The sequence below is a fragment of the Streptomyces sp. NPDC037100 genome (assembly GCF_055606225.1).
This window is the reverse complement of sequence record NZ_JBVJSX010000006.1, coordinates 180,849-198,509: the sequence shown is the minus strand read 5'-3', so window position 1 is coordinate 198,509 and position 17,661 is coordinate 180,849. Positions and strand designations below refer to the sequence as shown.

Here is a 17,661-nt window from a genome sequence, read left to right as displayed (position 1 = left end):
ACGACCTAAGATGATCAACGTGTCCGACCAGCATGCACCACGGTCTCTCATCGTCACGCTCTACGGCGCGTACGGCCGCTTCGTGCCGGGCCCCGTGCCGGTAGCCGAACTCATCCGGCTGCTGGCCGCGGCCGGCGTGGACGCGCCGTCCGTGCGCTCCTCGGTGTCGCGGCTGAAGAGACGCGGACTGCTCGTTCCGGCCCGCACCGCCCAGGGCGCGGCCGGTTACGAACTGTCCCCGGACGCCCGCCAGTTGCTCGACGACGGCGACCGACGCATCTACGCCTCGGCCCCGCCCGAGGACGAGGGCTGGGTGCTCGCCGTCTTCTCCGTGCCGGAGTCGGAGCGGCAGAAGCGGCACGTGCTGCGCTCCCGGCTGGCCGGGCTCGGTTTCGGCACGGCGGCTCCGGGGGTCTGGATCGCGCCGGCGCGGCTGTACGAGGAGACCCGGCACACGCTCCAGCGGCTGCGGCTCGACGGGTACGTCGACTTCTTCCGCGGTGACCACCTCGGGTTCGCCCCGACCGCGGAGGCCGTCGCCCGGTGGTGGGACCTGGCGGCCATCGCCAAGGAGCACGAGGCGTTCCTCGACCGCCACGCGCGCGTGCTGCACGACTGGGAGAAGCGCGAGGACACCCCGGCCGAGGAGGCCTACCGGGACTACCTCCTGGCGCTGGACTCCTGGCGCCACCTGCCCTACACCGACCCGGGCCTGCCGTCCGAGCTGCTTCCCGCCGACTGGCCGGGAGTCCGCTCGTCGGCCGTGTTCCGGGGGCTGCACGAGCGGCTGCGGGACGCGGGGGCGGGGTTCGTGGGGCTCTGACCCCCGCGGGCTCCGCCCGGTTTGCCGTGTTTGCTCCGTTGCGGAACGGTCAACGATGTCCGCGAGCGGACGGAGCACGCGGCGGGAGGCGGACCGAGGGATGACCGTCACCACACCACCGAGGGCGGCGGGCGCCCGCGCGGACCGGCTCCCGTGAGGCGGCTGGGCCGTTCGGTGCACGGCGGGTGGAAGCGGGCCGGCGCCCCCACCCTCGTGCGGCAGGGCCGCGACGTGGAGTTGATGCACCGGGCCATGGGGTTCGCCACGCTCGCCCTGGTCACGCTGGCGCCGCTGCTGATCGTGGTCGCCGCCGCCGACCCTCTGGGGCGGGGCGGTTTCGCCTCGTGGCTGGCCGACGGCATGGGGCTGTCCGGGCGGTCCGCGCGGGTGCTCACGGACATCATCAGCCCGCCGCGCAAGGTCATCGGCACCACGAGCGTGCTCGGCGGGGTGGCGCTCGCCGTCTTCGGTGTCGCGTTCGGCGGGAGTGTGCAGAACGGCTACGAGCGGATCTGGGGCCTGCCCTCGGGCCCGTGGCACCGCGTCTGGCGGCAGGCGGTGTGGTTGATCGCGATGACCGCGTACCTGTACCAGGAGGTGCAGACGCGCGGCCTGCTCTCGGGGCCGGAGCGGATCGCGCTGAGCTCGGCGTCCGGGGTGCTGTTCTTCTGGTGGGGGCAGCGCTTCCTGCTGGGCGGGCAGGTCCGCTGGCGCGATCTGCTCCCGGGGGCGCTGGCCACCATGCTGGGACTGGGCGGCCTGCGCATGTTCTCCTACTTCGTCTTCACCCCCCTCATCGTCACCAACGCGATCAACTACGGAGCGGTCGGCGTCGTCCTGGTCGTGGAGTCCTGGCTCATCGGCGTGGGCTACGTCGTCTACGGCGGGGCGCTTTTCGGCCGCTGGGCTCTGGAGCACCACGGGCACCGGAACCGCACCGGGTAGAGCCGGTCCCGCCGGTCACCCCGTAGAAACGCACATGCCACCCGTGGGGATCCCGGCCCTGGCTCATGCGAATCAACAGGGGGTCCACCCCTCGCATCTGCGGCATTATCATCGGCGCATGCCCAGCAGAGGGAGAAGAGCCGTGCCGACCCGTACCGTGCGCCGGACCCGCCGCCCGCTCCAGGTGGCCGCGGTGGCAGCCGCCGCCCTGCTGGCCCTGAGTGCCTGCTCGTCGTCCGGCTCGGATTCCTCGGCGAGGCAGGACTCCGCCGAGCCGGGCCGGCTCGCCGGCGAGGTGACCGTGTTCGCCGCGGCCTCGCTGAAGGAGAGCTTCACGACGCTGGGCGAGCAGTTCGAGAAGGAGCACCCGGGCACGAAGGTCACCTTCAGCTTCGGCGGCAGTGACTCCCTCGCCGCGAGCATCACGGGCGGCGCTCCGGCCGACGTGTTCGCCGCGGCCAGTCCCAGGACGATGAAGATCGTCACGGGCGCCGGGGACGCCTCGGGGGCGCCCGTGACCTTCGTCCGCAACAGGCTGGAGATCGCCACCCTGCCGGGCAACCCGCACAAGATCACCAGCCTTGAGGACCTGACCGGGCCGGAGCTGAAGGTCGTGCTCTGCGACGAGGAGGTGCCCTGCGGCGCGGCCGCCCGGAAGGCCCTCGACGCGGGCCGGCTGAAGCTCACCCCCGTCTCCTACGAGCAGGACGTCAAAGCCGCGCTGACCAAGGTCGAGCTGAAGGAGGCCGACGCCGCCGTCGTCTACCGGACGGATGTGCGCGCGGCGGGTGACAAGGTGGAGGGCGTGGAGTTCCCCGAGTCCGCCGACGCCGTCAACGACTACCCGATCGCCCTGCTCGAGGACGCCCCGAACGCCGAGGCCGCCAAGGCGTTCATCGCGCTGGTGCGGTCCGCCGAGGGCCGGAAGGTCCTGAGCGGGGCAGGATTCCTCGAGCCGTGATCTCCCCGACCGACCGGCCCCGCGCCGCGGCGGACACCCTCCGGGGCGGTCCGCGGCGCCGGCGCGCCCGCACGGGCGTCCCGCTGCCCCTGCTGATCCCCGCGCTGATCGGCCTGGCCTTCCTGATCGTGCCGCTGGTCGCCCTGCTCGTGCGGGCCCCGTGGCAGAGCCTGCCCGGGCTGCTGACCAGCCCGGATGTGTGGCAGGCGCTCAGACTGTCCCTGCTGTGCGCCACGGCGGCGACCGCGGTGAGCCTGGTCGTCGGCGTGCCGCTGGCCTGGCTGCTGGCCCGCGTCGACTTCCCCGGCCGCGGACTCGTGCGCGCCCTCGTCACCCTGCCCCTCGTCCTGCCTCCGGTCGTCGGCGGTGTGGCGCTGCTGATGGCGCTCGGCCGCAACGGCATCGTCGGGCAGTGGCTCGACTCGTGGTTCGGGATCACGCTGCCCTTCACCACGGCCGGGGTCGTGATCGCGGAGGCGTTCGTGGCGATGCCGTTCCTCGTCATCAGCGTCGAGGGCACCCTGCGGGCCGCCGACCCGCGCTACGAGGAGGCCGCCGCCACCCTGGGGGCGTCCCGCTTCACCGCGTTCCGCCGGGTCACGCTGCCGCTGATCGCGCCGGGCATCGCGGCGGGCGCGGTGCTGGCGTGGGCCCGGGCGCTCGGCGAGTTCGGCGCGACGATCACCTTCGCCGGCAACTTCCCCGGCCGTACCCAGACCATGCCCCTGGCCGTCTACCTGGCCCTGCAGAGCGACCCGGAGGCCGCGATGGCCCTCAGCCTGGTGCTGCTGGCCGTGTCGATCGCTGTGCTGGCGGGGTTGCGCGACCGTTGGATGCGTGCCGGATGACCGAGACCCACGAGCAGGACACGCACGCCGGCACCTCGGCGGACGGGCTGGACGCCCGTCTCGTCGTGGACCGCGGCGGCTTCCGCCTCGACGTGGCGCTGACCGTCGCGCCCGGCGAGGTCGTCGCCCTGCTCGGGCCGAACGGCGCCGGCAAGACCACCGCACTGCGGGCCCTGGCCGGCCTGACCCCGCTCACCGACGGCCATCTGCGGCTGGACGGCACGGCGTTGGACCGCACGCCACCGGAGGCCCGCCCCGTCGGGGTGGTCTTCCAGGACTACCTGCTCTTCCCCCACCTCACGGCTCTCGACAACGTCGCCTTCGGCCCCCGCTGCCAGGGCGCGACCAAGGCGGAGGCCCGGGCGCAGGCCGCCGAATGCCTCGACCGACTGGGCCTCGCGGCGCACACCGGTGCCAAGCCGCGCAGGCTCTCCGGCGGCCAGGCCCAGCGCGTCGCCCTCGCCCGGGCCCTGGCGACCCGGCCCCGGCTGCTGCTGCTCGACGAGCCGCTGGCGGCCCTGGACGCCCGCACCCGGCTGGAGGTCCGTGCCCGGCTGCGGCGCCACCTGGCCGACTTCGAGGCGGTGGCCGTGCTCGTCACCCACGATCCGCTCGACGCGATGGTGCTGGCCGACCGGCTGGTGGTCGTGGAGCACGGCCGCGTCGTGCAGGAGGGCACCCCGGCCGACATCGCCCGCCACCCCCGCACGGACTACATCGCACGGCTGGTGGGCCTGAACCTCTACCGGGGTGTGGCCGACGGCCACACCGTCCGGCTCGCGGACGGCCCGTCCCTCATCACCACCGAGGTGCTGTCCGGCCCGGTCTTCGTGGCGTTCCCGCCGAGCGCGGTCACCCTCCACCGCGAGCGCCCCACCGGCTCCAGCGCCCGCAACCTGTGGCGTTGCGAGGTGGCGGGCCTGGAGACGCACGGCGACCAGATCCGGGCCGACCTCACCGGGGAACTGCCCCTCGCCGCCGACCTCACGACCGTGGCAGCGGCCGAACTCGGCCTCCACCCGGGCGCGGAGGTCTGGGCGACCGTGAAGGCCACGCAGACCCACGCGTACCCGGTCTGAGGCGGTCGGCACCCCCACGGGTCAGGCCGCCGTCCTGACCGGCGTGCCCTCCGGGACGACGGCCTCCCGCACGACGCGGCGGCGCCGGACCGGCAGGATCGTCGGGTGGGCGACACCCCAGGCCGCGCCCTTGCAGATGATCTCCTTGTAGAACGCGGCGAGCCGGCCGGTCAGGGCCGCCGACACCGCACGGTCGTCGGCGGTGACGTACTGGATCAGACCGTCCTTGCGGCCCAGCGAGATGCACTGGTTGAAGTAGCGCACCGGCACACGGGGGACCTTCTGGCCGGTCAGGCGGGCCGCGACGGCGTCGGCGGCCTGCCAGGCGGTGGGGACTCCCGAGGCGCACGACATCCGCAGCGGCTTGTCCCCGGGGCCCATCGCCAGGGCCGCGTCGCCGACGGCGTACACGTCCGGATGCGACACCGAGCGCATGGTCCGGTCGACCACGATCCGGCCGGTGCCGGAGACCTCCAGGGTGGTGGCCCGTGCGATCGGGTGGACGGCGAAGCCCGTGGTCCACACGGTGACCGCAGCCGGGAGGCGGGTGCCGTCGGCGGTGGTGACGTGGTCGGCTGCCACGGCGGTGACGGCGGTGTGCTCGTGGACGGTGATGCCCAGCCGGTCGACGACCTTCCGCAGGTGCCCGCCGCCCTTGGGTGAGAGCCAGTCGCCGAGGCCACCGCGAGCGGCGAGGGCGACGTCGAGGTCCGGGCGGGCCTCGGCGATCTCGGTCACGGCCTCCAGGCCGGTGAGGCCGCCGCCGACCACGACCACGGACTGCCCGGCGGACAGTCCGGCCAGGCGCTCCCGCAGCCGGAGCGCTCCGGTGCGGCCGGCGATCTCGTGGGCGTGCTCGGCGGTACCGGGCACGCCCTGGTCGTTCCAGCCGCTGCCGAGGGCGTACACGAGGGTGTCGTACGGCAGGACCTCGCCCTCCCGCTCCCCCGAGCCTTCCGGGGCGGCGACGGTGACGGTCCTGCCGTCCACGTCGAGGGCGGTGACCTTCCCCTGCTTCACTGCGACGCCGGTGCCCTGGAACATCTCGGCGAAGGGCCGGGGCGCGAGGTCCTGGCCGGCCGCGAGCTGGTGCATCCGGACGCGCTCGACGAAGTCGGGCTCGGCGTTGACGAGGGTGATGGCGACGTCCTCGCGGTGCAGTCGCTTGGCGAGGCGGCCGGCGGCGGTGGCTCCGGTGTAGCCGGCTCCGAGGACGACGATGCGGTGCTGCATGGCGTGGCTCCTGTCATGACGGCTGTCTTCAGCGGGTTCGCCTCTTGAACCGGGCGGCCCGCCGTTTCCTGACAGGAGCGTGCTGTGATGCGCGTCACACTGCGGTCGGCCGGGTCAGAAGACCGTCAGCAGGGGTTCTCCGTGGTCGCCGGCGGCCCACAGCCGGGTCGCGCGTTCGAGCTTGTCGGGGTTGACCTGGTTGCGGAACGCGGCGATGCCGTCGGCGGCGACCTCCAGACACATGACGCCGATGACCCGGCCGTCGAGGACCACCACGAGGGCGGGGTCGCCGTTGGCGGTCCAGGCGTAGACGTCGGGCGAGCCGCCGACCAGGGCGCGCTTGGCCGCGCTGGGTTTGAACAGGCCCCGCATGAACTTCGCGACCGCGAGGGCACCCTCGAACGCCCGGGCGCGGGCCGGGACCTTCCCGCCACCGTCGCCGACCGCGACGGCGTCCCCGGTGAGCAGGTGCACGAGCGGCTCGGTCCTGCCGCTGGCGGCGGCCGCGAGGAACTCGTCGATGATCCGCCGCGCGGCGGTCTCGTCGATCTCGGTGCGGGTACGGGCCCTGCCGTCCGCGACGCGCTTCTTCGCGCGGTGGAAGATCTGCTGGCTGGAGGCCTCCGTGATGTCGAGGATCTCGGCGATCTCCCGGTGCGGATAGTCGAAGGCCTCCCGCAGGACGTACACCGCCCGCTCGTTCGGGGAGAGGCGCTCCAGCAGGACGAGCACCGCGTACGAGACCGACTCGCGCTGCTCGGCGGTGTCGGCGGGCCCGAGCATCGGGTCCCCGGCGAGCAGCGGCTCGGGCAGCCACTGCCCCACGTAGGTCTCACGCCGCGCCCGGGCCGAGGTGAGCTGGTTGAGGCACAGGTTGGTGAGCACCTTCGTCAGCCAGGCCTCGGGGACCTCGATGCGGTCGGTGTCCGCGCCCTGCCAGCGCAGGAACGTCTCCTGCACGGCGTCCTCGGCCTCGCTCGCCGACCCGAGCATCCGATAGGCCACGGCCTCCAGACGCGGTCGGGAGGCTTCGAACCGGTCCACGTCGTCCAGGGTCAGGGGCATGCCACGGATCCTAACGTCCCCGGGTGCCGCGTCCTTCGAGATCCAGTCGCGGTTTGGGGGCGTCCAGGCGGCCCGTCCGGGGGCGGCGGCTGCCCGCGCGGTACGGGGCCGGCCAGGGCGCGCCCGGGCCCGTGTAGCCCTGCTCGGCCGCCGCGTGCAGGGTCCAGTGGGGGTCGTAGAGGTGGGGGCGGGCCAGGGCGCAGAGGTCGGTGCGGCCCGCGAGGATCAGGGAGTTGACGTCGTCCCAGCTGGAGATCGCGCCGACCGCGATCACCGGGATGCCGGTGGCGTGGCGGATCCGGTCGGCGAACGGCGTCTGGTACGACCGCCCGTACTCCGGTCGCTCGTCCGCGACGACCTGCCCCGTCGACACGTCGATCGCGTCGGCGCCGTGCGCGGCGAAGGCCCGGGCGATCTCGACGGCGTCCTCGGCACTCGTCCCGCCCTCGGCCCAGTCGGTGGCGGAGACGCGGACGGTCATGGGCCGCTCCCCGGGCCACACGTTCCGTACGGCGTCGAAGACCTCCAGCGGGAAGCGCAGCCGCTTCTCCAGGGAGCCGCCGTAGGCGTCGGTGCGCAGGTTGGTCAGCGGGGAGAGGAACCCCGACAGCAGGTAGCCGTGCGCGCAGTGCAGTTCGAGCAGGTCGAAGCCGGCCCGGGCGGCGCGGACCGCGGACGCCGTGAACTGTTCGCGGATGTCGGTCAGTTGGGCGCGGGACAGCTCGCGCGGCGTCTGGCTGAACGGCTTGTACGGAAGCGCCGAGGGGGCCACGAGCGGCCAGTTTCCCTCCTCCAGCGGTTCGTCCATGCCCTCCCACATGAGTTTCGTGGAGCCCTTGCGGCCGCTGTGGCCGAGCTGCACGCCGATGGCGGTGCCGGGCGCCTGAGCGTGCACGAAGTTCGTGATCCGCTTCCAGGCCTCGGCCTGCCGTCCGGTGTAGAGGCCGGCGCAGCCGGGCGTGATCCGGCCCTCCTCGCTGACGCACACCATCTCGGTCATCACCAGCCCGGCCCCGCCCAGCGCCCGGGCGCCCAGGTGGACGAGGTGGAAGTCACCGGGGACGCCGTCGACGGCCGAGTACATGTCCATGGGCGAGACGACGACCCGGTTGCGCAGGGTCAGTCCGCGCAGCCGGAACGGCGTGAACATCGGGGGCGTGCCGGGCGGGCAGCCGAACTCGCGCTCCACCTTCTGTGTGAAGCGGGGGTCGCGCAGCCGCAGGTTGTCGTGCGTGACGCGACGGCTGCGGGTGAGCAGGTTGAAGGCGAACTGCCGGGGCGGCTGATCCAGGTACAGGGGGAGGTTCTCGAACCACTCCAGGCTGGCCCGTGCCGCGCGCTGCGTGGAGGCGACGACCGGTCGCCGCTCCGCCTCGTAGGCGGCCAGGGCCTCGGGCAGCGAGCCCTGCTCCTCCAGGCACGCGGCCAGGGCGAGCGCGTCCTCGACGGCGAGCTTCGTGCCGGAGCCGATGGAGAAGTGGGCGGTGTGGGCGGCATCCCCGAGGAGGACGACGTTGCCGTGCGACCAGCGGTCGTTGACCACCGTGCGGAACGTCGTCCAGGTGGAGTTGTTCGACTTCAGGGGGCGGCCGCGGAGGGCCTCCGCGAAGATCTTGGCGCAGCGCTCGATCGACTCCGCTTCGCCGAGCTCGTCGAATCCGGCAGCGTGCCAGACCTCTTCGCGCATCTCGATGATCACCGTCGAGGCGTCGGGGGCGTACGGGTAGCCGTGGAGCTGCATGACGCCGTGTTCGGTCTCGGCGATCTCGAAGCGGAAGGAGTCGAAGGGGAAGTCGGCGGCGAGCCAGATGTAGCGGCAGCGGTGGGTCGTCACCCGGGGGCGGAAGACGTCCGCGTGGGTCTCGCGGGTGGAGCTGTGGACACCGTCCGCCGCGATGACCAGGTCGTGGGTGCACGGCAGGTCTTCGGGGGCCTCGGCGTGGAAGCGGAGGTCGACGCCGAGGTCGCGGCAGCGGGTGTGGAGCACCTCCAGGAGGCGTTGGCGGCCCAGGGCCGCGAAGCCGTGGCCTCCGGAGGTGTGGCGGGTGCCGCGGCGGACGATGTCGATGTCGTCCCAGCGGGTGAAGTGCTGCTGGAGGGCCTCGTGGACCTGGGGGTCGGCGTGTTCTATGCCGCCGAGGGTTTCGTCGGAGAGGACCACGCCGAAGCCGAAGGTGTCGTCGGGGGCGTTGCGTTCCCAGACGGTGATGTGGCGTTCCGGGTCCAGGCGTTTGAGGAGGGCGGCGGCGTAGAGGCCGCCGGGGCCGCCGCCGATGATCGCCACGCGTAGGGGGTGGTTCGGCTCAGTGCCCGGGTGCGGGCGCGTTGTGGCTTGTCGCGCGGTTCCCCGCGCCCCTTCAGGGACGTCCACTATCGTCCGCTCCATTTCGGGGGGCGCTTCTCCGTGAACGCCGCGTGGAACTCCGCGTAGTCCTCGCCCGTCATCAGCAGGGCCTGGGTCGAGGCGTCGAGTTCGATCGAGGCCGCCAGGGGCATGTCCAGTTCGGACGTCAGGAGTGCCTTGGTCTGGGCGTAGGCCAGAGCCGGGCCCTCCGCCAGGCGCCGGGCCAGTTGCTGTGCGGTCTCGTCCGCCCGGCCCTCTTCCGTCAGTTCGCTGATGAGGCCGATGCGTTCCGCCTCCAGGGCCCGGACCGGGTCGCCCAGCATCAGCATGCGGGTCGCGTGGCCCAGACCGACGACCCGGGGCAGCAGGTAGGCCGCGCCCATGTCGCCGCCGGAGAGGCCGACGCGGGTGAAGAGGAACGCGAAGCGGGCGGTGGGGTCGGCGACGCGGAAGTCCGCGGCCAGGGCGAGGACCGCTCCGGCGCCCGCCGCCACGCCGTGCAGGGCCGCGATCACCGGGAAGGGGCACTCCCGGATCGCACGGACCACCTGGCCGGTCATCCGGTTGAAGTCCAGGAGCTGTGCGGTGTCCATGCCGAGCGTCGCGCCGATGATCTCGTCGACGTCGCCGCCGGAGCAGAAGCCGCGGCCCTCGCCGGCCAGCACCAGGGCCCGTACGGACCGCTCCCGGGACAGCTCCGCGAGCAGGTCACGCAGGTCGGCGTAGGCGCCGAAGGTGAGCGCGTTGAGTTTCTCGGGGCGGGCGAGGGTGACGGTCGCGACGCCGTCGGCGACGTCGACGCGCAGATGCTCCCAGCCGGGGGTGCGGGCGGCGGAGCCGGTGAAGGGACTCATGACGTGCGGCCTCCTCGGGCGGGCACTGCCTCACTGAGCTCTACCCCTCGAAGCTATCACTCATCCGTGACTGTCGTCATGAGTGCGCGATAGACCGTACGGGTAGGACTTCGGCACGGGCCCGGCGTGACCCGGCCCGGTCACATCCGTCACAGATCGTCCACACCGGCGTAACGGCGGGAGCAGCTGTGCGCGACGGCGCGTTCACCTGGGTAAGCCGTCCGGCAAGGGGGCAAGGGCGCCTCCGACGGTGCCCCTCGGACGCCTCCGAGGAGCGGCGCCGTACCATTCATCAGGTTGCAAGCAGGATGTCCTGCTCCATGAACGGACCCGCCGTGTACGAACTCCCCTCAGCCCCCGCCTCCTGGCGCATCGCGCTGCCGCACACCGCAGCGGCGGTGCCCGTGGCCCGCGCCCTGGTCCGTACGGCGCTGGCCGAGCTGGACCACGGGGCGGACCGCGACACCGCGGAGCTGCTGACGGCGGAGCTGGTGGCCAACGCCGTGGAGCACACCACGGGCGAGACGCCGATAGAGCTGGTCGTGGAGCTGATGCCGTCGGGCTGCCAGGTGGAGGTGCACGACACCGACCCGGCTCCGCCCGGCGACCTCACGCGCCCGGCCGGCGGACCGCCCGACCCCTGGCAGGAGCACGGGCGCGGGCTGCTGCTGATCCGCGCCCTGAGCTCCTCCTGCGGGCACCGGCCGACCGAGTCGGGCAAGGCGGTCTGGTTCAGGCTGTCCGCGGTACCGGCTCAGCGGCGCCGGACGGTGTGACCGGGGCGAGCCGGGGGTCTTGGAGCCCGTAGCGGCCGCAGGGCGCCGGCCGCACGGGCATGGCCTGTTCAGGCCAGGGTCGCCACCATGACCGCCTTGATGGTGTGCATCCGGTTCTCCGCCTCGTCGAAGACGACCGAGTGGGCCGACTCGAAGACCTCGTCGGAGACCTCCAGGTACTCCAGGCCGTAGGCCGCGTGGATCTCCTGGCCGACCCTGGTGCCGAGGTCGTGGAAGGCGGGCAGGCAGTGCAGGAACTTCACGTCCGGGTTGCCGGTGGCGCGCAGGACGTCCATGGTCACGGCGTACGGGGCGAGGGCGGTGATGCGCTCGGCCCAGACCTCCTTCGGCTCACCCATGGAGACCCAGACGTCCGTGGCGACGAAGTCGGCGCCGCGGACGCCCTCGTCCACCGTCTCGGTGAGCGTGATGCGGGCGCCGCTGGCCGCGGCCAGCGCGCGGGCCCGGTCGACGATCCCCTCGGCCGGCCAGTACTGCTTCGGCGCGACGAGCCGGACGTCCATGCCGAGCAGGGCGCCGGTGACCAGGTAGGAGTTGCCCATGTTGAAACGGGCGTCGCCGAGGTAGGCGAAGGAGACCTCGCTCAGCGGCTTGGCGCAGTGCTCGGTCATGGTCAGCACGTCGGCGAGCATCTGGGTGGGGTGCCAGTCGTCGGTGAGCCCGTTGTAGACGGGGACACCGGCGTGCGCCGCCAGCTCCTCGACCTTCTGCTGGCTGTCACCCCGGTACTCGATCGCGTCGTACATCCGGCCCAGCACCCGCGCGGTGTCCTTGACCGACTCCTTGTGCCCGATCTGCGAGCCGAAGGGGTCGAGGTACGTGGTCGAGGCGCCCTGGTCGGCGGCCGCGACCTCGAACGCGCAGCGGGTGCGGGTGGAGGTCTTCTCGAAGATCAGCGCGATGTTCCGGCCCTGGAGATAGCGCGGCTCGATCCCGCCCTTCTTGGCGGCCTTCAGGTCGGCGGCCAGCTCGACCAGACCGCGGAACTCCTCCGCGGTGAAGTCCAGCTCTTTGAGGAGATGGCGGCCGGCGAGGGCGGTCGGGACAGTCGCCATGAGGGCGCTCCAGGGATACGGGGGACACAGACTGCTGGAATACTATACGAACCTCGGCATGTATATACGCGGGCTCTCGGGCGGCGGCCGCAGGGGCAGAGGCCCAGGGGCCTCCTACACCGGATCACGCGCGACCGGGCAGCTCATGCACCGCGGCCCACCCCGGCCCCGGCCCAGCTCGCTCCCCGGGATCTCTATCACCTCGATGCCCTGTTTGCGCAGGTGGGTGTTGGTGGTGGAGTTCCGCTCGTAGGCGACCACGACCCCGGGTTCGACGGCAAGGACGTTGCAGCCGTCGTCCCACTGCTCGCGTTCGGCCGCGTGCACGTCCTGGGTGGCGGTCAGCACACGGATCTCGTTCAGGCCGAGGGCGGCGGCGATCGCGCGGTGCATGTGCTCCGGCGGGTGGTCGGTGACCTTCAGCTCCTTCTCGCCGACGCCCGGCTCGATGGTGTACGAGCGGAGCATGCCGAGGCCCGCGTACTGGGTGAAGGTGTCGCCGTCGACCATCGTCATCACGGTGTCGAGGTGCATGAAGGCACGCCGCTTGGGCATGTCGAGGGCCACGATCGTCTCGGCGGACCCGGCGGCGAACAGCTTGTGCGCGAGCATCTCCACGGCCTGCGGGGTGGTGCGCTCGCTCATGCCGATGAGCACGGCCCCGTTGCCGATGACCAGCACGTCCCCGCCCTCGATGGTCGACGGGTAGTCGGTCTGCCCCTTCGACCACTCGTGGAACGTCTCGTCGCGGAACAGCGGGTGGTGCCGGTAGATCGCCTCGAAGTGCACGGTCTCGCGCTGCCGGGCGGGCCAGCGCATCGCGTTGATGGACACCCCGTCGTAGATCCAGGCGGAGGTGTCGCGGGTGAAGAGGTGGTTGGGCAGCGGGCCCAGCAGGAAGTCGTCCAGCTCCATGACGTGGAAGCGCACCGAGGTCGGCTCGGGGTTCACGTCCAGGAACTCGCGTTTCGTCATGCCGCCGATCAGGACCTCGGCCAGGTCCCGCGCGGGCAGGTTCTCGAAGGCGGCTCTGAGCGGGTCGGTGGCCAGCGGGCCGTACTCCTTCTCGTCGAAGACCCGGTCCAGGACGAGGGATCTGGCCGCGGGCACCTCGAGCGTCTCGGCCAGCAGGTCACCGAAGAGGTGGACGGCGACACCGCGGTCGCGCAGCACGTCGGCGAACCCGTCGTGCTCGGCGCGGGCCCTGCGTACCCACAGCACGTCGTCGAAGAGCAGCGAGGTCTTGTTGCTGGGGGTGAGCCTTTTGAGCTCGAGATCGGGCCGGTGCAGGATGACGCGGCGCAGCCGCCCGGCCTCGGAGTGGACGTGGTATGCCATGCATCCATCCTGACCGCCAGGGCCCACGTTGACGCACTTCCCGCATGTTTCGTCGCGCTTCTGTTCGCGTCGGGGTGACGACAACGAGGTCCCGGGGGCGCCGGGGCGTCACACGCCGGGTCGCCTCAGCCCTCCTCCGCACCGGCCGGCTCGACCGGCCGGGTTGCCCGGTGCCGTCGCCAAGCGCAGGTGGGCGACGGCAGAACTGTCGCCCACCCGTTCACAGCCTCGGGTCCACCGGCTCCGACTCCAGCGCCAGCACCCCGAACACCGCCTCGTGCACCCGCCACAGCGGCTCGCCCTCGGCCAGCCGGTCCAGGGCCTCCAGGCCCAGGGCGTACTCGCGGATCGCCAGGGACCTCTTGTGGTTGAGGAACCGCGAGCGCAGCCGGGCGAGGTTCTCCGGGCGCGTGTACTCCGGGCCGTAGATGATCCGCAGGTACTCGCGGCCGCGGCACTTGATGCCGGGCTGCACCAGGCGGCCCTGGCCGTCGCGGACCACCGCGCCGACGGGCTTGACGACCATGCCCTCGCCGCCGCGGCCGGTCATCTCCAGCCACCAGTCGATGCCGGCCTGGACCGACTCCGGGTCGGCGGTGTCGACGTAGAGGCGACGGGTGGTCTGCAGGAGTCCGCTGCCGTCGTGCTCGACGAGCCGGTCCAGCAGGGCGAGCTGCTCGTCGTGCGGCAGGCCGGCGAGGTTGCGCCCCTGCACCGCGAGGATCTGGAACGGTGCCAGGCGCACGCCCTCCAGGCCGTCGGTGGTCCAGCAGTAGCGGCGATACGCCTCGGTGAACGCGGCGGCGTCCGTGGCGCGTTCACCGGTGCGGGACAGCAGACCGCCCACGTCCACGCCGCGCGCCGCCGCGCCCCGCAGGGCGGCCAGTGCCCGCGGGAGCACCGCGCCGGACGCGGCGCCCACGGCGGCGTACTGCGACCGCAGCAGGCCGGACGCCTTCAGCGACCAGGGCATCAGCTCGGCGTCCAGCAGCAGCCAGTCCGTCTCCAGCTCGTCCCAGAGACCGGCCTCGCCGATCGCCGTGCGCACCCGGTCGAGGATCTCCTCGGTGAGGGCCTCGTCGTCCAGGAAGGGACGTCCGGTGCGGGTGTAGAGGGACCCCGTGGGGCCCGCCCCACCCTCGGCTGCGCTCGAGCGGGAGGTGCCCCCGACGCCGAAGCGCTTGCGGGCCGCCTCCGCGTCCCGGCACACCAGGACCACCGCCCGCGAGCCCATGTGCTTCTCCTCGCACACGACCCGCGCGACACCGTCCGCCGCGTACTGGGCGAAGGCCTCGGCCGGGTGCTCCAGGTAGCCCTCGACGTGACTCGTGGCCGTCGGGGCCATGGTCGGCGGGAGGTACGGCAGCAGGCGCGGGTCCACCGCGAAGCGGCTCATGACCTCCAGGGCGGCGGCCGCGTTCTCCTCGCGGATCGCGACGCGGCCCTGGTGCCGGGTCTCCACGACCCTGCGGCCCCGCACGTCCGCCAGGTCCAGCGGACGGCCGTCCTGCCCGCCGGGCGCCTCGGAGCGCAGCGGCTTCGTCGGCTCGTACCAGACCTGCTCCGCCGGGACGTCGGCCAGCTCGCGCTCCGGCCAGCGCAGCGCGGTGAGTTTGCCGCCGAAGACGGCGCCGGTGTCCAGGCAGATGGTGTTGTTGAGCCAGGTCGCCTCCGGCACCGGGGTGTGGCCGTAGACGACCGCGGCCCGGCCCCGGTAGTCCTCCGCCCACGGGTAGCGCACCGGCAGGCCGAACTCGTCGGTCTCCCCGGTGGTGTCGCCGTACAGGGCGTGGCTGCGGACCCGGCCCGAGGTGCGGCCGTGGTACTTCTCGGGCAGACCGGCGTGGCAGACGACCAGCCGGCCGCCGTCGAGGACGTAGTGGCTGACGAGTCCGTCGAGGAACTTGCGTACCTCGGCGACGAACTCCTCGCTCTCGCCCGCCATCTGCTCGATGGTCTCGGCGAGGCCGTGGGTGTGCTGGACCTTGCGGCCGCGCAGGTAGCGGCCGTACTTGTTCTCGTGGTTGCCGGGCACGCACAGGGCGTTGCCGGACTTCACCATCGCCATCACGCGGCGCAGTACGCCCGGGCTGTCCGGGCCGCGGTCGACCAGGTCGCCGACGAAGACGGCCGTACGGCCCTCCGGGTGGACGCCGTCGACGTAGCCCAGCTTGGCCAGCAGCGCTTCCAGTTCGGCGGCGCAGCCGTGGATGTCGCCGATGATGTCGAACGGACCGGTCAGGTGGGTCAGGTCGTTGAAGCGCTTCTCGGTGACGACCGTGGCGTGCTCGACCTCCTCCACGCCTCGCAGGATGTGGACCTTGCGGAAGCCCTCGCGCTCCAGGTGCCTGAGGGAGCGGCGCAGTTCGCGGGTGTGGCGCTGGATGACCCGGCGGGGCATGTCGGCGCGGTCCGTGCGGGCCGCGTTGCGTTCGGCGCACACCTCCTCGGGCACGTCCAGCACGATCGCGATCGGCAGCACGTCGTACTGCTTGGCCAGGTCGATCAGCTGGCGGCGGGCGTCGGACTGCACACTGGTCGCGTCCACGACCGTGCGGCGGCCGGCGGCCAGGCGTTTGCCCGCGATGTAGTGCAGGACGTCGAAGGCGTCCTTGGTGGCGCTCTGGTCGTTCTCGTCGTCGGAGACGAGGCCGCGGCAGAAGTCGGACGAGATGACCTCGGTGGGCTTGAAGTGCCTGCGGGCGAAGGTGGACTTGCCGGAGCCGGTGGCTCCGACCAGCACCACCAGGGACAGGTCGGTGACGGGCAGCACGCGCCCCTGCTGTACGTCGGTCATGCCGCCTTCGCCTCCTTCGGCGTGGTCATCGTGAACACGGCCATCTGGGTGGGCGGTCCCACCTCGGGGTCGTCAGGGCCCACGGCGACGAACTCGACGTCGTAGCCGTGCCGTTCGGCCACCGCTTCGGCCCAGGCGCGGAACTCCGCGCGGGTCCACTCGAAGCGGTGGTCGCCGTGCCGGACGTGGCCGGCCGGCAGGGACTCCCAGCGCACGTTGTATTCGACGTTCGGAGTGGTCACGAGGACCGTCCCCGGACGCGCGGAGCCGAACACCGCGTACTCCAGGGCGGGCAGCCGGGGCAGGTCGAGGTGCTCGATGACCTCGCTGAGCACGGCGGCGTCGTAGCCCTTGAGCCGGACGTCGGTGTAGGCGAGGGAACCCTGGAAGAGCTGGACACGGGAGGCCTGCCGCTCGCCCATGCGGTCCAGCTTCAACCGCCGGGAGGCGATGGTCAGCGCCCGCATCGACACGTCCACGCCCACGATCTCGGTGAACGCCGGATCCTTGAGCAGGGCCTGCACCAACTGGCCCTGACCGCAGCCGAGATCGAGGACCCGGGCGGCTTTGGACTGCCGGAGCGCCGTGACGATCGCCTCGCGGCGCTGCACGGCCAGCGGGGTCGGCTTCTCCTCGGCCTCGGTCTCCGCCTCGACCGCGTTGTCGATCTCCTCGACCTCGCTGTCGTCGGCCTCGGCGAGACGCACCAGCTCCAGGCGCTCGGTGGCCTGGCGGGTCAGCGCCCAGCGGCGCGAGAGGTAGCGGCTGGTGATGAGCCGCTGCCCGGGGTGGCCGGGCAGCCAGCCCTCACCGACGCGCAGCAGCTTGTCGACCTCGTCGGGGGCGACCCAGTAGTGCTTGGCGTCGTCGAGGACGGGGAGCAGGACGTAGAGGTGGCGCAGGGCCTCGGCGAGGGTGAGCGTGTCCGATTCCAGCACGAGGCTCACGTACCGCGAGTCGCCCCACTCGGGGAACTCGGTGTCCAGTGCCACCGGCTCGGCGGTGACGCTCCAGCCGAGCGGCTCGAAGAGCTTCCGTACGAGGTCCGGGCCGCCCCGGGCGGGGAGCGCGGGCACCTCGACACGCAACGGCCTGGCCCGGCCGGGCAGTTCCGGCCGGGCGTTGCAGACGCCCTTCATCGCGCTGGAGAAGACGCTGCTCAGCGCTACGGCGAGCAGGGAGGAGGCCGCGTAGGGGCGGTCGTTGACGTACTGCGCGAGTGCCGCGTCCGGAGCGCCGCCGCGGCCCTTGCCCTTGCCCCGCCTGACCAGTGCCACCGCGTCGACCTCCAGCAGCAGCGCCGCCGTGCAACGCCCGGCCTCGGCCTCGGGGTAGAGGACGTGGGCCGTGCCGTAGGAGGTGGAGAACGCCTGCGCGTTGTCGGGATGCTTGTGCAGCAGGTAGCCGAGGTCGGTGGCGGGACGTTCCGGCGTGCCGGTGGTCGTGATCGTCAGGAGCAAGGGGGTCGCACCTCGAAACACCTTCTGGTCTGCGGATGTATGTGCGACAAGGTACGCGAGGG

The 17,661-nt window shown here is 72.5% G+C and carries 14 protein-coding genes; 6 read left to right on the top strand and 8 right to left on the bottom strand.

Annotated features, from left to right (window positions below; all coding sequences use genetic code 11):
* Positions 1-10 precede the first annotated feature (10 nt).
* The 5 genes from ACZ7EG_RS21185 (at position 11) to ACZ7EG_RS21165 (ending at position 4,656) form a co-directional block, all read left to right on the top strand.
* Positions 11-823, top strand: a complete 813-nt coding sequence (locus ACZ7EG_RS21185; protein ID WP_471080885.1) for a PaaX family transcriptional regulator — start codon at positions 11-13, stop codon at positions 821-823.
* 153 nt (positions 824-976) lie between these two features.
* On the top strand, positions 977-1,768 hold the full coding sequence (locus tag ACZ7EG_RS21180) for a ribonuclease BN (protein WP_471080882.1): 792 nt from the start codon (positions 977-979) through the stop codon (positions 1,766-1,768).
* A 142-nt stretch (positions 1,769-1,910) separates the two neighbouring features.
* Entirely contained in the window at positions 1,911-2,729 is an 819-nt protein-coding gene (gene modA / locus ACZ7EG_RS21175) for a molybdate ABC transporter substrate-binding protein (protein WP_471080879.1), read from the top strand.
* Positions 2,726-3,577, top strand: coding sequence for a molybdate ABC transporter permease subunit (gene modB / locus ACZ7EG_RS21170; RefSeq protein ID WP_471080876.1), 852 nt, complete (start codon positions 2,726-2,728; stop codon positions 3,575-3,577). The genes modA and modB overlap by 4 nt, the downstream gene beginning before the upstream one ends.
* Complete coding sequence (locus tag ACZ7EG_RS21165; RefSeq protein WP_471080873.1) at positions 3,574-4,656, top strand: ABC transporter ATP-binding protein; 1,083 nt, start codon at positions 3,574-3,576, stop codon at positions 4,654-4,656. The genes modB and ACZ7EG_RS21165 overlap by 4 nt, the downstream gene beginning before the upstream one ends.
* A 21-nt stretch (positions 4,657-4,677) precedes the next feature.
* On the opposite strand, the gene ACZ7EG_RS21160 is transcribed toward ACZ7EG_RS21165, so the two are convergent.
* From ACZ7EG_RS21160 to ACZ7EG_RS21145, 4 genes are all read right to left on the bottom strand, one after another.
* Positions 4,678-5,889, bottom strand: coding sequence for an NAD(P)/FAD-dependent oxidoreductase (locus ACZ7EG_RS21160; RefSeq protein WP_471080870.1), 1,212 nt, complete (start codon positions 5,887-5,889; stop codon positions 4,678-4,680).
* 114 nt (positions 5,890-6,003) lie between these two features.
* Positions 6,004-6,954, bottom strand: coding sequence for an RNA polymerase sigma factor SigJ (gene sigJ, locus ACZ7EG_RS21155; RefSeq protein ID WP_471080867.1), 951 nt, complete (start codon positions 6,952-6,954; stop codon positions 6,004-6,006).
* A gap of 10 nt (positions 6,955-6,964) precedes the next feature.
* Complete coding sequence (locus ACZ7EG_RS21150; protein WP_471080864.1) at positions 6,965-9,340, bottom strand: bifunctional salicylyl-CoA 5-hydroxylase/oxidoreductase; 2,376 nt, start codon at positions 9,338-9,340, stop codon at positions 6,965-6,967.
* Complete coding sequence (locus ACZ7EG_RS21145) at positions 9,325-10,152, bottom strand: enoyl-CoA hydratase family protein (RefSeq protein WP_471080861.1); 828 nt, start codon at positions 10,150-10,152, stop codon at positions 9,325-9,327. The genes ACZ7EG_RS21150 and ACZ7EG_RS21145 overlap by 16 nt, the downstream gene beginning before the upstream one ends.
* A 308-nt stretch (positions 10,153-10,460) precedes the next feature.
* Between ACZ7EG_RS21145 and ACZ7EG_RS21140 the strand changes: the two genes are divergently transcribed.
* Positions 10,461-10,928, top strand: coding sequence for an ATP-binding protein (locus tag ACZ7EG_RS21140; protein WP_471080857.1), 468 nt, complete (start codon positions 10,461-10,463; stop codon positions 10,926-10,928).
* Positions 10,929-10,996: 68 nt separating this feature from the next.
* Here ACZ7EG_RS21140 and argF read toward each other — a convergent pair whose 3' ends face one another.
* The 4 genes from argF to ACZ7EG_RS21120 form a co-directional block, all read right to left on the bottom strand.
* A complete protein-coding gene (gene argF / locus ACZ7EG_RS21135) occupies positions 10,997-12,004 on the bottom strand; it encodes an ornithine carbamoyltransferase (RefSeq protein ID WP_471080854.1) in 1,008 nt (335 codons plus the stop codon).
* Positions 12,005-12,118: 114 nt separating this feature from the next.
* A complete protein-coding gene (locus tag ACZ7EG_RS21130) occupies positions 12,119-13,342 on the bottom strand; it encodes an arginine deiminase (RefSeq protein WP_471080850.1) in 1,224 nt (407 codons plus the stop codon).
* Positions 13,343-13,562: 220 nt separating this feature from the next.
* The gene (locus ACZ7EG_RS21125; protein WP_471080847.1) at positions 13,563-16,139 is read right to left on the bottom strand and encodes a polynucleotide kinase-phosphatase; all 2,577 of its coding nucleotides are present in this window, start codon (positions 16,137-16,139) and stop codon (positions 13,563-13,565) included.
* Positions 16,136-17,599, bottom strand: coding sequence for a 3' terminal RNA ribose 2'-O-methyltransferase Hen1 (locus tag ACZ7EG_RS21120; protein ID WP_471080844.1), 1,464 nt, complete (start codon positions 17,597-17,599; stop codon positions 16,136-16,138). Before ACZ7EG_RS21120 ends, ACZ7EG_RS21125 begins: the two co-directional genes overlap by 4 nt.
* Positions 17,600-17,661: the final 62 nt, after the last annotated feature.